This window comes from Methylobacterium sp. WSM2598 (assembly GCF_000379105.1).
In the GTDB taxonomy this organism is placed as follows: domain Bacteria; phylum Pseudomonadota; class Alphaproteobacteria; order Rhizobiales; family Beijerinckiaceae; genus Methylobacterium.
The window spans coordinates 5682727-5699581 of sequence record NZ_KB900609.1 but is presented as its reverse complement, the minus strand read 5'-3'; the positions used below and the strand labels follow the sequence as shown (position 1 = coordinate 5699581).

Genomic DNA, 16855 nt, shown 5'->3' with positions numbered 1-16855 from the left:
ACGCCGCCATCACGCTCAGCACCCGCCCGCTGCCCTCGTCCGGGGAAGAGGGGAGCGCACCTGTCCCGACATCGCTGCGGGGCACCCCTCCCGGACGGGAGACGGGCGCCCCGCGCAGCTTCCCTCTCCCGCACGAGCGTCCTCTCGGCGCGCCGATCAGGCCCGGATGCGGGCCAGCAGGTAATCGGCCGCCCCGTCGATAGTCGGGTGATCGAACACCATCATGGCCGGGATCTTCAGGTGAGAACCGAAGCTCTTCTGGATCCGGTTCTTGAACGCCACCGCGACGAGGGAGTCGACGCCGAGGTCCATGAAGTTGGTCTCGAGATCGAAGCGGTCGCGGCTGCCGCTTCCGAGGATGTCCTCCAGCAGCGACGAGATGTGATCCGTCAGGATCTCCTTCCGGGACGCCGGCGGGGCGAGCGTCAGCTGCTCCCACAGGAAGCCGTCTGCCCGTGTGGGCGCCACCTCCTCGACCTGGACCGGAGCGGTCGCGGCGGGGGCAGCGGACTTGCCGTCCACCCAATACCGGCTCCTCTGGAACGGGTAGGTCGGCAGGGCGAGCTTGCGCGCCGGAGCCGTCCCGGTCCCGCCCGTCCAGTCGATCTGCACACCGCGGGCATACAGCTGTCCCACGGCCCCGAGCCACTCCCGCGGATCGTCGTGGTCCTTCCTGAGCGATCCGACCCAGAGCGCCGCCTCCGGCGACGGCAGGCATTCCTGCCCCATCGCGGTCAGGACCGGGTGAGGACCGATCTCGACGAAGACCCGGCACCCGAGCCGGTCGAGTTCGGCGACCCCGTCGCCGAACAGCACCGCGCCGCGCGTCTGCCGCTGCCAGTACTCCGCCCAGTTCATTCCCTCGCCGCCGATGGACCGGCCGGTCAGGTTGGAGACCATGCGGATCTCGGGCGCGCGGTACGCGATCCGCGCCGCGACCGCCCCGAACTCCCTCAGCATCGGCTCGACCAGCGGCGAGTGGAACGCGTGCGACACCGTGAGCGGCCGCACGCGCAGGCCCCGCCCGCGGAGGGCCTCGCCGAGCACCGCGATGGAGTCCGTCTCGCCCGATAGGACGGTGCTGTTCGGCCCGTTCACGGCCGCCACCGCGACCTTGCCGCCGGCCTCGGCGAGCCATCCTTCGAGTTCCGGGAGGCCGGCCGCCACGGCGATCATCTGGCCCGTCTCGCAGAGCTGCCCCATCAGCCGTCCCCGCGCGGCCACGAGCGTGAGCCCGTCCTCCAGGGACATCACGCCGGCCACCGTGGCGGCCACGTACTCGCCGACGCTGTGGCCGAGCACCGCCGAGGGCCGCACGCCGCAGGCGCGCCACGCCTCGGCCAGCGCGTATTCGAGCGCGAACAGGCAGGGCTGCGTGTACTCGGTCCGGTGCAGCCGCCGCTCATCCGCGCCGGACCACAGCAGGTCCAGCAGGGAACATCCGAGCAGGGGCGAGACGATCTCCGCGCAGCGATCCATCGCCGACCGGAAGGCCGGCAACCACGCGTACAGCTGCTGGCCCATGCCGAAGTACTGGGCGCCCTGACCGGTGAACAGGAAGGCGACCTTCCCCGGGTCGCTCGCGGGCGAGAACCTGCGGGCGGATTGCGCCCGCAGCGCCGCGACCAGCTCCTCCGCGGTGGATCCCACCACCGCGAGCCTGTGACCGAAGTGGCCCCTGCCGCGCTGGGCGGTGTGGCACACGTCGCGAAGCGAAACATCCGGATTGGAGGAGAGGAAGGCCGCGTAGTCGGAGGCGAGCCTCTGCAGAGCGGGCTCGCTCTTGGCCGAGAGCGCGAGCACCTCGCAGGGGCTCCGGTCCGCCGCGGGCGAGGCGTCCGCCCCGTCCCGGTACTCCTCGACGATCACGTGGGCATTCGTGCCCTGCAGTGCGAAGGCGCTGACGCCCGCGATCCGGCTCTCCCCGTCGCTCCGCCACGGGGTCAGTTCCGTCGGGATGCGCGCCGGGATGTCGTCGAGCGAGATGTACGGATTGAGCGTCCTGAAGTGCAGGTGCGCCGGGATGGCGTGGTGCTGGAGCGACAGGACCACCTTGAGCAGGCCGGCCATGCCGGCGGCCGGCTCCAGATGACCCAGATTCGTCTTCACCGAGCCGACGTAGAGCGGATGCCCCGCGTCCCGCCCCTCCCCGAGCACCGCGCCGATGGCGCGCATCTCGATCGGATCGCCCAGGGAGGTGCCGGTGCCGTGCGCCTCGACGTAGCTCACCTCCGCCGGAGCCACCGCCGCCTGCCGGAGCGCCTGCCGGATCAGGGCCTCCTGGGCCCGTCCGTTCGGGACCGTGAGGCCGCTGCTCGCCCCGTCCTGGTTGACCGCCGAGCCGCGGATCACCGCCAGGATGCGATCGCCGTCCGCGACCGCGTCGGACAGCCGCTTCAGGAGCACCGCGCCGCAGCCCTCCCCCCGCGAGAAGCCGTTCGCGGAGGCGTCGAACGCCTTGCTCCTGCCGTCCGGCGCCAGCGCCCTGGCGTGCGACAGGGCGATGGTCGATTGCGGCGACAGGAGGAGATTGACGCCCGCCGCGATGGCCAGCGTCGATTCCCGCAGTCGCAGGCTCTGGCACGCTTGGTGAACCGCAACCAGTGACGAGGAGCACGCCGTGTCCAGGGTCACGCTCGGCCCCTGCAGGCCGAGCAGGTACGACACCCGGCCCGAGGCGTAGCTGAGGCCCGTGCCCGTGCCGCTGTAGAGCCCGGCCTCCTGGATGGTCCGGGGATCGTCCTGAAGGCGGGCGTAGTCCATGTTGGACACGCCGACGAAGACGCCGGTGTCGCTGCCGAGCAGGTCGGCCGGCGGGATCCCGGCATTCTCGAGTGCCTCCCAGGTCACTTCGAGCAGCAGCCGCTGCTGCGGGTCCATGAACTTGGCTTCGTGGGCGGGCACGTCGAAGAACGGCGCGTCGAACAGGTCGATCCGCTCCTGCAGGAAGCCGCCCCACTTCGCGTAGGTCTTGCCGACCGCGTCCGGGTCCGGGTCGAAGAGGGCGTCCGCGTCCCAGCGGTCCTTGGGAACCTCGATCACCGCGTCCCGTCCCTCGGTCAGCAGCTGCCAGAACCTGTCCGGATCCGACGCCCCCCCGGGGAAGCGGCACCCCATCCCGACGATCGCGATCGGCTCGGCGGCGCCGGGGCGCGCGACCGGCGCCCGCTGCGCCGCCGGGTCTTGCGCCGCCGGGTCTTGCGCCGCCGGGTCTTGCGCCGCCGGGCCTTGCGCGGCCGGCGCCGTCGCGGAGGGCGCGGCGGGGGCCTTGGCGTCGGCGGCGGGGGCCTTGGCGTCGGGAAGCGCCGCCAGGGCGTCGCCCAGGAAGCCGGCCAGCGCCTCGACGGTCGGGTAGTCGAACACCAGCGTGGCCGGGAGCTTGACCCGGTCGCCGATCCCCTTCCGCAGCCGGTTCCGGAGTTCGACCGCCATCAGCGAATCGACACCCAGATCCTTGAAGCCCTTGCGGGGATCGAGCTTCTGCTCGCCCTGCATGCCCAGGACGAGCGCCAGCTCGCCCTGCACGAACGCCGTGAGGACGCTTCCCCGCTCGGCCGACGGCGCCGCCGCGAGCTGCGAGAGGAGCTTCGCGCCCGCCGCGTCGGGCCGCTTGCGCGCCCCGTCCCGCGGCTTGACGATCTCGCTCAGGAAGGGCGGGACCTCTCCCGCGCTCCTGCGCAGCACCTCGTTCCAGTCCATGGGCAGAACGCCCACCTGGCCCCCGCGCTGGCGCAGCAGCTGGCCGAACAGCGCGACGCCCTCCTCCGGGCTGATCGCGCCCATCCCGGTCGCGATGGCGTTCGACCGCACGAGGTCGGCGGCGAGCCCGACCTCGGACCACGCGCCCCAGTTGATGCTCAGCCCGGCGAGGCCGCGGCTGCGCCGGTAGGCCATGAGCGCGTCGAGGAAGGCGTTGGCGGCGGCGTAGTTGGCCTGGCCGCTGTTCCCGAGGAGCGAGGCGGCGGACGAGAAGCATACGAAGAAGTCGAGCGCGCACCCCGCCCGCTGCGCGGCTCGGTGGAGGTTCCACGCCCCGAGCACCTTGGGCGCCATGACCCGCTCGTACTTGTCCCAGCTCTGCTGTTCCAGCACGCCGTCGTCCCGCAGGCCGGCGGCGTGGACGATCCCCGCGAGCGGCGGGCACCCCTCTCGCTCCATCTGCCGCAGCAGGTCCGCGACGGCGTCCGGGTCCGCGACGTCGACCGACCGCACGAGGATCCGCGCGCCCTGCTCCTCGAGCCCGCGCAGGGCCTCCAGGGCGGCGTCCGAGGGACCTGAGCGGCCGACGAGCACCAGCTCGCGGGCACCTTCCCGCTCGACCATCCAGCGCGCCACCGTCAGGCCGAGCCCGCCGAGGCCACCCGTGATCAGGTAGGTCGCGCCGGCGCGGCACGCGCCCGCCTCGCCGGAGGCCGTCGCGTGCGAGACGACGATCTTCCCGGTGTGCTTCCCCTGGGCCATGAACCGGAAGGCGTCCTTGACGTCCGGGAGCGGGTAGCTGCGCCGCGGCAGCGGCGTCAGGCGCCCGGCGGCGAAATCCGCCATGACTTCCCTGAACAGGCCGCCGACCAGCTCCGGCTGCGACGTCAGCTCGTCGAGGGCGATGGTGAAGCTGGAGATGCCGGGGCGGAACGCGAGCGCCTCCGCCTCGGACCAGATTCCGACCTTCCCGATCTCGAGGAAGCGCCCGCCCTCGCGGAGCAGCCCGAGGCTCTTCGGAATGAACTCGCCCGCGAGCGAGTTCAGCACGAGGTCGACGCCCTCCTGCCCCGTCGCCCGGAGCACGTCGTCGTGGAAGTCGAGGCTGCGCGAGGAGAAGACGTGCCGGATCCCCAGCGACCGCATCAGGTCGGCCTTCTCGGGCGACCCGACGGTGACGAAGATCTCGGCGCCCGCGTTCCGGGCGAGCTGGATCGCCGCCATGCCGACCCCGCCCGCCCCGGCGTGGATCAGCACGCGCTCGCCGGCCCTCATGCGTCCGAGACGGTTGAGGGCGTAGTGCGCCGTGAGGAACACGACCGGAATGGTGGCCGCCTCCTCGAAGGACATCCCGTCGGGAATCCGCATCACCACCTGGGGCAGCGTGGCGATGTGCGAGGCGAAGCTGCCCGCCAGGATCGTGAGGACGCGGTCGCCGACCGCGAAGTCCACGACGTCCTCACCCACCGCCGAGACCACGCCGGCCGCGTCCTGCCCGAGGGGACCGGGATCCCCCGGATACATGCCCATCACGCCCAGCACGTCGCGGAAGTTGAGGCCGGTCGCCTTCACGGCGATCTCGACCTCGCCCCGGCCGAGCGGGCGGCGGGTCATCGGCACGACGCGCAGGTTGTCGATCGCGCCGCGCTCGGCGCAGTCCAGGAGGTAGCTCTCCGCCGGAAGCGACAGCCCGCCGGCCCGGTCCCGCCGGGCGAGGCGGGCCACGGACCGCCGGAGCCCGCCGGCCTCACGCGCGTAGGCGATCTGCTCCTCGGCCGGGACAGCGCCGACCTCGGCGCGCAGGGCCGCCGGGTCGATCCGGTCCTCGAAATCGACGCTGATCCACTTCGCCTCCGGATGTTCGAGCCGGAGCGTGGTGAACAGGCCGCGCAGCGGGGAGACGAGGATGCCCTCCCCCTGCACCGCCTCCTCGGTGACGAGGTAGAAGGCCCGCGTGCCGTCCTGCTTCACGAGGAGCTGGACCGCGCGCAACACGGGCAGGTAGGCGTCCCGCTGCGCGCGCCCAACCGCGTCCGCCGCGAGATCGTCGAGGCGGGTCGCCCCCCCGCGGGCGCCCGGCCCGGGCACGAAGATCGCCTTGTCCGGCGCGCCCTCCGTGTCGAGCATGCGGCGCATCGCGGCAAGCAGCCCCTCGTCGTCGCCATCGAGCGGCAGGCGCTCCACGCGCCGGCCCTCGCCCGCGAGTGCGGCGCAGAGGTCCTCGCCGGCGGGCCCGCTGCCCGCGAAGACCCAGATCCGGCCGGCTCCGGGATCGGCCGGGGCGTCGAGCGGGCGGGGGAGCCAGCGCAGCTCGTACAAGAGATCCTGGTCGGCGACGCCGAGGCTCTTGAGCACGCTCTCCTTGGCGGCTTGCACGACCCTGAGGCCGAGGATCTCGGCCAGGACCTCGCCACGGGCGCCGAGGATCCGCGCGTCCCCCGTGAAGGCCTTGCCGTCGCCGCCGTCGCGCAGGACGACGTGCCCGTGGAGTTCGCCGTCGGACGGGAGCTTGCGGACGCGCAGCGTCTCGATCCCGACCGGCAGGTAGGCGATCCCGGCCGGGCCGTCGTCCGGAATGCTGTGGGCCAGCAACTGGAAGCACGAATCGAGGATGACGGGATGCAGGTGGTAGCCCGTCTCCGGGCAGGCGCGCGCCGCCTCGGGCAGGCTCAGTCGAGCCAAGGCCTCCTTCGGGCCCCGCGACACCCGGTCCAGGCCCTGGAAGGCCGGGCCGTAGGCGATCCCCGTCGTCTGGAAGCGCTCGTAGCACTGCTCCCCGACCAGGTCCTCGGCGCAGCGTGCTCGGATGGCGTCGAGATCCTGGTCGGGCTTGAGCGCGAGCGAATCCTCGCCCGCGACGGCCGCGATCCGGCCGCTCGCGTGGCGGCTCCAGCCCTGGCCCTTGCCGAGGAGCTGGAAGTCGTGAGCGTCGCTGCCCTCCTCGCGGGTCAGGACGCATTGGAGCTGCCGGCCTGCGCCCTCCTCCAGGATGCAGGCCTGCTCGAACACGACGTCCGAGATCGCCAGCTCGTCGGTGCGAAGGCTCTCGGCGCCCGCCGCGAGGGCGATCTCCAGGAACGCGGCCGCCGGCACGAGCACCCGCCCGTACACCCGATGGTCGGCCAGATACTCCGGAGCGCCCGGCTCCAGCTCCGCGATGGCGATCGTGGTGCCCGGAGCCACCGCCGATTCCACCGAGGACGCCAGCAGCGGATGGCGGCGGGATCCGGCCAAGACGAGCCGCGCCGGCTTGTCGTTGGCCATCCAGTAGCGCTGCCGCTGGAACGGATAGGTCGGCAGGCTCAGCTTGCGCCTGCCGAAATCGCGGTCGTAGCTCTCCCAGTCGAGGTTGACACCGGCCGTGTAGAGATGGGCGGCCGCCTCGAGCATCTCCCGGCAATCGTCTTGGCCGCGCCGGAGCGAGGCCCGCCAGATCCGCGAATCCGGATCGGACAGGCAGGTCTGCCCCATTCCGATCAGGACGGGATGCGGCCCGATCTCGAGGAAGCAGCGGCATCCCGCTTGCTCCAGCGTGCGCATGCCCTCGCTGAAGCGCACGGTCCCGCGGACCTGCCGGCTCCAGTAGCCGGGGCGGGCCATCTCCTGGCCGGAGATCGCCTCGCCCGTCACGTTGGAGATCAGCCGGACCCGCGACGCGTGGTGCGTGAGCCCCGCCGCGATCCCCTCGAATTCCTCCAGCATCGGATCCATGAGGGCCGAATGGAAGGCGTGGGATACGGTCAGCCGCTTGACCCTGACATTCCGGCCCTCGAGCGCGGCGGCGGCCGCCGCCACGGCGTCGCGCTCGCCCGAGATGACGGTGGCGGCGGGCCCGTTGATCGCCGCCACGGAGACCCGTCCCTCCCACCGCTCGATCAGCGCCTCCACCTCGGCGGCGTCGGCCTCGACGGCGCACATGTCGCCCGGCGTGCACCGCTCTTGCATCAGGCGGGCCCGGTGGGCGATCAGCGTGAGCCCGTCCTCCAGGCTCAGGACGCCGGCCACGGTGGCCGCACAATACTCGCCGACGCTGTGGCCCAGGGCCGCGCCGGCCCGGATCCCCCAGGACTGCCACAGCTGCGCGAGGCTGTATTCCAGGGCAAACAGCGCCGGCTGGGTGTAACGCGTCTGGTGAATCAGCTCCGGGCTCGCGCGGCCCCACATCACGTCGAGCAGGTCCACGTCGAGGTGGCTGGCCAGGAGCCCGGCACAGGCGTCCATCGCATTCCGGAAGGACGGCTGGGTCTCGTAGAGCTGCCGCCCCATGCCGAAATACTGGGAGCCCTGGCCGGTGAACAGGAAGGCGACCTTCGGCTGCTCGGTCTCCGCCGCCCCGCCCGCCGCCTGCTCGACGACGTCCTTGAGCTTGCCGACGAGTTCGGGCCGGGTCCCGGCCACCAGGGCGGCGCGCCGTCCGAAGTGGCACCGGCCCGCATTGGCGGTGAAGCAGTAATCCCCCAGGTCCGGTTCGGTCCGCTCCAGCTGCGCGACGTGCCGCGCCGCCAAGTCCCGCAGCGCGGCGTCGTCGGCGGCCGAGAGCGCGAGCAGGTGGGCCGTCCGCTCCGGTCCGGCCGGCCTCTCCGCGGGAGGCGGCGCCTCCCCGAGGACCACGTGGGCGTTGGTTCCGCTGAATCCGAACGCGCTGACGCCCGCCGCCCGCCGCCGCCCGCCGCGCCGCCACGGGGCCGGCTCGGTGACGATGCGGGCGGGAACGTCGTCGATGGCGATGTGCGGGTTCAACTCCTTGAAGTGGAGGTGCGGCGGGATCTCGTCGTTCTGCAGGGCGAGAACGACCTTCATGATGCCGGCCACGCCCGCGGCCACTTCCGTGTGCCCGATATTGGTCTTCACCGAGCCGAGCATCACGGGCTGATCCGCGGAGCGACCCTCGCGCAGGACGTTTCCGGCGGCGCGCACCTCGATCGGGTCGCCGAGCTTCGTGCCCGTCCCGTGCGCCTCGAGGTAGTCGATGTCCGCGGGCCGCAGCTTCGCGCGCTTGAGGGCGGTGCGCATCACCGCCTCCTGGGCCGGTCCGTTCGGCACCGTCAGGCCGCCGCTGGCCCCGTCCTGGTTCACGGCCGAGCCGAGCACGACCGCCAGGATGCGGTCGTTCTGCCGGACAGCGTCGGAGAGGCGCTTCAGCACCAGCACGCCGCAGCCCTCCGACTGGGCGTAGCCGTCCGCGCCCGCGTCGAAGGTGCGGCTGAAGCCCGTGAGGGAGAGCGCCTTCGCCTGAGAGAAGCAGAGCGTTCCGTAGGGGCCGAGGATCAGGTTGACCCCGCCGGCCAGTGCGAGATCGCACTCCCCGCTCCGCAGGCTCTGACAGGCCAGATGCACGCTCACCAGCGAGGACGAGCAGGCCGTGTCCAGGGAGACCGACGGGCCCTGGAGCCCGAGCACGAAGGAGACCCGGCCGGCGACGACGCTGTGGCCGTTGCCCGAGGCCACGTAGAGGCTCTGCTCCTCCACCCGGGAGGGCACCGACAGCATCTTCGAGTAGTCGAAGTTCATGACCCCCATGAAGACGCCGGTCGCGCTGCCGGCGAGCCGCGTCGGGTCGCAGCCGGCATTCTCCAGGGCCTCCCAGGTCACTTCCAGCAGGAGCCGCTGCTGGGGATCGATGTACTGGGCCTCCCGCGGCGAGATCCGGAAGAACGCGGCGTCGAACTGGTCCACGTTCCAGTGCAGGTAGCCGCCCGTCCGCACGTAGGTCTTGCCCGGCCGCCCGGGCTCCGGGTCGTAGAAGGCGTCCGCGTCCCACCGGTCCTTGGGGATCGGCACCATGCCGTGGCGGCCGCCGCGCAGGAGATCCCAGAACGAGTCCGGATCGTGGGCGCCGCCCGGGAAGCGGCAGCCCATGCCGACGATGGCGATGGGCTCGTCCCGCTGGCGCTCCAGCGTGTCGACCTGCGCGCGCAGGCCCTTCAGCACGGCGAGCTGCTGCCTCGCCAGGGCCTGCGACCCGGCCGGTCCGGCCGCTCCGTTCTCAAGGCTCATGCCGTTCCTCCCGTCTGGACCTGCTCGCCCGCGAACCGGACGATCTGCCTCGTGCGGCACACCAGGCCCGCCCGCTGACCGAGCCGCACCAGAAGGACCCAGGTCGGGAGGAAGGTCAGTGCGATAGCAAACAGGAGGGCCACGAAGACGGCGACGAGGGGCTTGCGCGTCGGACCGTTCGGCGTCGAGCAGGTTGCGATCAGCAGCGCGGAGGCGCGGAAGATGCTCTTGCCCACCGCCTCGGAGGTGGCCGTGGTCGTGAGCGCCTCGGATTGGCGCAGGGGCGGGACCGCTTCTCCGGGCCCGGGATCGAGGCCGAGATGGGCCAGCATCGCCCTCCCGAAGCGGCCGGCCGAGCGGATCGCCTCCGGCGCGACGCCGGCCTCGGGGATGTAGCGCGACACCGACTTCCTGCCCGTGATCAGCCAGAGGGGCGTCGACACGAAGGTGACGGGCCGGTTGCCCGAGCGGTCCTTGAAGGTCACGTGACCGATCAGCTTGGAGCCGAGGCGTGCCAGCTGCTCCTGCATGCTGATCTGCGCCTGCGACCACATGCTCCGGCAGGTGACCACCGTGACCACGTCCGTGCCGGCGAGGACGCGGGCCTTCTCGGACTTCAGGAAGCTCATCATCGGAGTCGCGACCGAGAGGAACCATACCGGATAGGCGAGGACCACGAGGTCGTACGTCTCGTCTCGCGGGAAGGACGGCTCCTCGATGGCACCCGCCACCTCGCGGACCGCCTCGGGGAATACCGAGAAGAACGACAGGAAGCTCCACGGGAAAGGATAGGCGGTGGCGGGCCGGATCCGCTCAAGGTGCAGGTCGACCTCGCCGTCGCGCCGCAGCGGTTCCAGCAGATGATCGATGATCATCTCCGTCTGCCCGCTGTTCGAATAGAAGAGGCAGAGGACTTTGCGTGTCATGGCGCAGCCCTCAGACGGCGGTCAGCAGGATGTAGGACATGGTGAAGCGCCCGCTCTCGGGCACGAACAGCAGCACCTGATCGCCGGGCCTGAGCCGGCCCGACTTGAACAGTTCGTCGAGCATGGCGTAGGGCGAAGCCGAGCCGACGTTGCCGACCCGCTCCAGGTTCATGAACCATTTGCTTTCGGGAATATTCAATCCGTACTCCCCCATGTGCTTGAGCATCTGCTCCTTGAAGAAATAAGAAGAGATGTGCGGCAGGAAGTACGTGACTTTGTCCTCGTCGAGCCGGCGGCGGTCCTTGACGGTCCGGTACGCGCGCGCGCCGAGAGCGAGCATGTGCTCGTTCAGGAGTTCCACGTCCTGCTTGAAGGCGAAGACGGAGGCCTTGTGCCATGTCTCCGGGGGCAGGTTGCGGTACCCGACGAGCCGGCCGTCCTCGTCCTTGACTGCGCCGTGATACATGCAGACGTCGTGTTCGCCGGCGTACGAGACGACGTCGACCCACTCGATCCGCAAGGACACCCGGGCGGGGTCGGGCTTCGACCGCACCAGGACCGCGCCGGCCCCGTCCGAGAGCATCCAGCGCAGAAAATCCTTCTCGAAGGCCAGGATCGGGTTCTTTTCCAGCTGGATCTGCCGCTCGCGGAATTCCGGCGTGAAGAAGCTGCCGCGCATGAAGCTCGACGCGGCTTCCGATCCGGTGGCGACGGCGCTCTCCGCCTCGCCGGTCGCGACCATGAGCTGCGCGGATTTCAGGCTCTGCGCCCCGACCACGCACATGCCCTCGAACGAGGCGACCTCGCAGGGCGGGCTCCTGAGGAGCCCGTGCACCATGACCGCGTGGGACGGCCGCACCTGATCCGGCGAGGACGTGCCGCAGGCCAGGAAGTCGAGGCTCTCCAGGCCCTCGGGCTCGCCCGCGAACAGGCCCCTGACCGCCGCCGCGGTCATCTCCGCGTTGGTGTGCGTGGCCCGTCCGGTCTCAGGATCGATCGCGTAGTGGCGCGCCTTGATCCCGTTCTTCTCGAGGATCAGGGGCCGCAGCGCCGAGGGCTTGGACCCCGCGATGCCGAGCACCGCCTCCATCTCGTCGTTGCCGACGGGCCGGTTGGGAAGGAACAGGGACGTGTTCGTGATGTAGGCGTGGTGCATGGTCGCCACCTCTCGGGCCTGCGATGTGGACGTGTGATGGGCTGACGGCCGGCGTCGCGCGCGAGGGCGGCGCCTATCGAGGGCGGCGCCTATGGCGCGACCGCCACGCGGCCGCCCGCCCTGGTCGCGGGCGAGCCGAAGGCCGGCCCCGCGCCCGGGGCGAATTCCGCGGCCATCGCCCCGATGATCTCGCCGCCGGGCCGGGACAGGTCCGCGACGATGGCAGCGACGTGGTCGCTCAGGTCCTGCTCGTCGTTCCTGAAGACGAGCGGCCTCTCATCCGAGGCCGGCCGGCCCAGGAGGGCGCGGACGGTCTCGTAGAGCGGCAGCAGCGTCGGCGACAGGTACCGCCGCCCGTCGAAGCCGCCTCCGGTCGCGCGGGCGCGCAGGTCCATGGCCTGGATGCCGAACACCAGCGAGATCGCGAGATACTGCTTGAACAGCGACACCGATTCGGACGCCAGGGTCGCCGAGTTGAACCCCTGGCTGTTGATGTTCTGGTTGAACTGCTCGGCGTGGGTCGGGAAGAGGACCGAGATTCCGTTCGACAGGTGAAGCAGCTTCGGAACGATCGAGTTCGCACAGATCTGCAGGCCCTTCAGGCCGAACTTGATGCGGTTGTCCTGATCACCGACCAGCGAGGCCGGCAGGCCGCTGTTGAACTCCGGGGCGACCGCGAAGGCGATCTGCACGTCGAGATGCTTGGCCAGCAGGGCCATGTAGGTCCGCAGCTGGTCCATCCCGAGCGCGACGTACTCGGCGAAGAAGTTGCCGCCGTGCAGGAGCCTCTCGTTCTCGAGGTCGATCAGCGGGTTGTCGTCGACCGAGTTGGCTTCGACCTCGATCTGCCCCTCGATGGCGTGGAGGCCGTCGACGATCGGACCGAGATATTGCGGCAGGCACCGCACGGAATAGCGGTCCTGCAGGAGAGATCCCGACCCGTCGGCCTTGCGGTGACCATTCGGCTTGAGGCTCTTCGAGCCGCGCAGCAGGTGGCGCATGGCTGCCGCCACGGCGATCTGGCCGGGGTGAGGCTTGTTCTGATGGATGAAAGGATCGAACGATTCGCTCGACGCGTTGAGCGCCTGGATCAACATCGCGTGCACGTGCAGCGCGAGCCGCGTCAGATGCCGGGTGTCGTGAACGCAGTGGGCACCGATGCTCGACATCATCGAGCTTCCGTTCACCAGCGCCAACCCCTCCTTCGCCCTCAGCTTCAGGGGCTGGAGGTTGAGCATCGACAGGGCCGACAGGGCGTCCATCTCCTCGCCGTCGCGCTCAACGCGGAACGACGGACCGAGGCCTATGAGGCAGCCGGCGATCTGGGCGAGCGGCACCAGATCGCCGCTCGCGCCGATCGAGCCGAGGTCCCGGACCACCGGCGTAATGCCGGCGTTGAGGAACACCAAGTATCGCTCGATCAGCTCCGCGCGCGCACCGGAGACGCCCTTCGCGAGCATGTTCGCTCGGATGAACATGGCGGACCTGACCTGCGCCGCCGGCAGCTTCTTCCCGACCCCGCATTTCAGACCCCAGATCAGGTTCTGCTGAAGGTCTTCGACCTCGTTCAGCGACAGGACTTGGTTTGCCATACCGCCGAAGTTGGTATTGATCCCGTAGACCACCTCCTCGTTCGCCACCGCACGATAGACGAAGTCCGCCGCGTCATTGATGGTCCGCCTCAGCTGCGGATCGCACGTGAGGAACAGGTTCCGCTTGTGCAGGCCGACCTCGACGATCTGGTCGACGCTCAGTCGGGAGCCGGAGACGATGATCTGCTGGTTTGAATTCATGGCACACTGGCCTCGTCGCGGGTTGATGAGAACTCGGGCGGTGGAGGCGCTCGGATCCCGCCCCTGCCGCGGGTCTCCGGGCGGCGTGGATACGGTGTCGCCTCAGCAATCGGCGCGGCTGGAACGGCCCCGGAGCGGGTCAGCCCTCGCCATGTGTCACCACGCGCTGATATCCGCCGTGCGGCGGTCAGTGCGGTCTTCAAGCTCAACTTGGTGTCCGGCCGCTGCGTCGACCGCAGCTCCCCAGAATATTGCGCTATACTCGGCAGGCTTGCATGTGTCGGAGCACACTAATCATGCTAACGGCCCAGGATGCTGGCGCATCGGCTCGATCTCGGCGAAGCCCGAGAGCGACAGGGCCGCCGCACCGTCTCGCACATCGGATGCCGAGCGGGAGGCTTGGCGGAAGGTCGAGAACGCCCCCGAAGGTCGTTCCCGCCACCGTCGGTCCGATACCCAATCCGCTTGATCCCTTCGGGATGGCGGATTGGGGCTTCGCTCAGGCCCCGCGCAGGCGTGTGATCCGGGATCCGCTTCGATCAAGCGGAGCCCGGATCAGCCGTCGCAGGTGGGAGGACAGCCGGTCGGCGTGGCGGCGGGGCGGCCGGAGGGTCTCGGGCCGGTGTGCATCAAGCGGGCGAAGCGCCCGGAAATCGAAGGCTGGTTGGTCCGGGGCGGGCGGACGGCTCCGGCCCCGGCTCGGGCCGGCGCGCCGCCCCGCTGCCTGATGGCGGAACGTCGGTGGAACCAGCTCCGGTGTGATACCGCCGCGCTTGTGAACTGATCTGTTCGAGGTAGGGATAGGCGCAGAGGGACTTGATGCGGCCGGTCTCTGCCGCGAGAGCGTTCCAGGCCCGGCAGCGCGCCTCGACGACGGCCTCGTAGTCGGCCAGGAGCCGATGCGAGAGGGAGCGCTCGCGCAGGGAGAGCCAGACGCGTTCGACCGGGTTCAGCTCGGGACTGTAGGGCGTCAGGGGCACCAGGGCGAGGTTGGGCGGGAGCGTCACCGCGCGGATGGTGCCGGCCCGCGCCGTCCAGCACCATGACCGCAAGGGTGTCGGGCGGGACGCTGGCCGCAAAGTCGGCCAGGAAGCGGTCCATGGCCTGTGTGCAGACGCGCGGCAGAACGAGGGCGAAGTCCTCGCCTGTGGCCGGGACAGCCTCGGTGCTCCTGATGAGCGCCGTGAACTTCGCGATCCAGTCGGATTTCCGGTGGCTGCTCGTCGCGCCACCAATCGTCTGGACCTTTGGCCTGCTGGTACTGGCCGTGGCAGCCGCTCAGAGATGAGCGGTGCGCAGGCGCAGGGCATTGCCGATCACGCTGACCGAAGAGAGCGCCATCGCCGCGGCGGCGATGATCGGCGAGAGCAGGATGCCGAGGAACGGGTAGAGTACCCCGGCCGCCACCGGCACGCCGGCCGCGTTGTAGATGAACGCGAAGAACAGGTTCTGGCGGATGTTGCTCATCGTGGCGCGCGAGAGCCGCCGGGCGCGCACGATCCCGTTCAGGTCGCCCTTGAGCAGGGTGATGCCGGCACTCTCGATCGCCACGTCCGTGCCGCTGCCCATCGCGATGCCGACGTCCGCCGCGGCCAGTGCCGGCGCGTCGTTGACGCCGTCACCGGCCATCGCGACCACCTGCCCCTGCGCCTGGTGGGTTTTGACCACCGCACTCTTCTGGTCGGGCAGCACCTCGGCATCGACCTCGTCGATGCCGAGGGTGCGGGCCACCGCCTGCGCGGTGGTGCGGTTGTCGCCGGTCAGCATCACCACGCGGATCCCTTCGGCGCGCAGGGCCCGCAGGGCCTCCGGCGTCGTCGCCTTGATCGGATCGGCGATTGCGATGGCGCCGGCCACCCGGTCATCCACGCTCATGAAAATCGCCGTGGCGCCGTCCTGGCGTAGGCGGTCTGCCTGCAGGTCCAGCGCCGCCGTCGGGATCCCGGCTTCGCCCAGGAACTTCGCGTTGCCGAGCCGGATCTTGCGGCCCTCGACGGTGCCCAGGGCGCCCCGGCCGGTCGGACTGTCGAAGTCGCTGACGGGCGCGAGAGCCAGCCCCTGCTTTTCGGCCGCGGCGACGATCGCCACTGCCAGCGGGTGCTCGCTGGCGCGCTCGACGCTGGCGGCCAGCCGCAGGATCTCGGCGTCCGTGAACCCTTCGGCCGGGACCACCTGGGTAACGGCCGGCTTGCCCTCGGTGAGCGTACCGGTCTTGTCGACCACCAGCGTGGTGATCGTCTCCATCCGCTCCAGCGCCTCGGCGTTCTTGATCAGCACGCCGGCCTGGGCGCCGCGGCCGACGCCGACCATGATCGACATCGGTGTGGCCAACCCGAGCGCGCACGGGCAGGCGATGATCAGGACCGCCACCGCTGCCAGCAGGCCGTAGGTGAAGCGCGGCTCGGGTCCGACCGCGAACCAGGCGATGAACGCCAGTGCGGCCACCGCCATCACCACCGGCACGAACCAGCCGGCCACCTGGTCGGCCAGCCGCTGGATCGGCGCGCGGCTGCGCTGGGCCTCGGCGACCAGCTGGACGATCTGCGCCAGCATGGTGTCGCGGCCGACGTTCCTGGCCTCGATCACCAGGGCGCCACTCTGGTTGAGGGTGCCGCCGATCACCGCGGCGCCGACGTCCTTGCTCACCGGCATCGCCTCGCCGGTGACCAGCGCCTCGTCCACCGACGAGCGGCCCTCGATCACGGCGCCGTCGACCGGGACCTTTTCCCCGGGGCGCACGCGCAGGCGGTCGCCGACCTGAACGGTGTCGAGACCGACCTCCTCCTCGCTGCCGTCAGCCCGGAGCCGGCGGGCGGTCTTCGGGGCGAGATCGAGCAGCGCGCGCAGGGCGCCGCTGGTGCTTTCGCGGGCGCGCAGCTCCAGCACCTGGCCGAGCAGCACCAGCACGGTGATCACCGCCGCGGCCTCGAAGTAGGCCGGCACGGCACCGCCATGGCCGCGCAATGCGGCCGGGAACACCCCCGGCGCCGCGGTGGCCACCACGCTGTAGAGCCAGGCCACCCCGGTGCCGAGGGCGATCAGCGTGAACATGTTCAGGTTGCGGCTCTTCACCGACGCCCAGCCGCGCTCGAAGAACGGCCAGCCGGCCCACAGCACCACCGGCGTGGCCAGCACCAGTTGCAGCCAGTTGCTGTTCTGCTGGCCGAGGCGGTCGACCAGTCCCGTCAGGTGACCGCCCATTTCCAGGGCGAACACCGGCAGGGTCAGCACCAGGCCGACCCAGAATGGACTTGCTTCGGGAAAGTGGAGAGCTCTTTCCGTGA

5 protein-coding genes and 1 pseudogene are annotated in these 16855 nt (G+C 70.8%); all 6 read right to left on the bottom strand.

Annotation, left to right across the window (positions count from 1 at the left end):
• Positions 1–156 precede the first annotated feature (156 nt).
• A complete protein-coding gene (locus tag MET2598_RS0126725; protein WP_018262949.1) occupies positions 157–9696 on the bottom strand; it encodes a type I polyketide synthase in 9540 nt (3179 codons plus the stop codon).
• Positions 9693–10622, bottom strand: a complete 930-nt coding sequence (locus tag MET2598_RS0126720) for a flavodoxin family protein (RefSeq protein ID WP_012330170.1) — start codon at positions 10620–10622, stop codon at positions 9693–9695. Before MET2598_RS0126720 ends, MET2598_RS0126725 begins: the two co-directional genes overlap by 4 nt.
• 10 nt (positions 10623–10632) lie before the next feature.
• Positions 10633–11778 carry a beta-ketoacyl-ACP synthase III gene (locus MET2598_RS0126715; RefSeq protein WP_012330171.1) on the bottom strand — a complete coding sequence of 382 codons (1146 nt, stop codon included), beginning with the start codon at positions 11776–11778 and terminating at the stop codon, positions 10633–10635.
• Between the two features lie 89 nt (positions 11779–11867).
• Positions 11868–13571 carry an HAL/PAL/TAL family ammonia-lyase gene (locus MET2598_RS0126710; RefSeq protein ID WP_012330172.1) on the bottom strand — a complete coding sequence of 568 codons (1704 nt, stop codon included), beginning with the start codon at positions 13569–13571 and terminating at the stop codon, positions 11868–11870.
• A 629-nt stretch (positions 13572–14200) separates the two neighbouring features.
• Positions 14201–14623, bottom strand: a complete 423-nt coding sequence (locus tag MET2598_RS41605; protein ID WP_157182270.1) for a transposase — start codon at positions 14621–14623, stop codon at positions 14201–14203.
• 226 nt (positions 14624–14849) lie between these two features.
• A pseudogene (locus MET2598_RS37415) lies at positions 14850–16817 on the bottom strand (copper-translocating P-type ATPase); the annotation flags it as partial.
• Between the last annotated feature and the right edge of the window lie 38 nt (positions 16818–16855).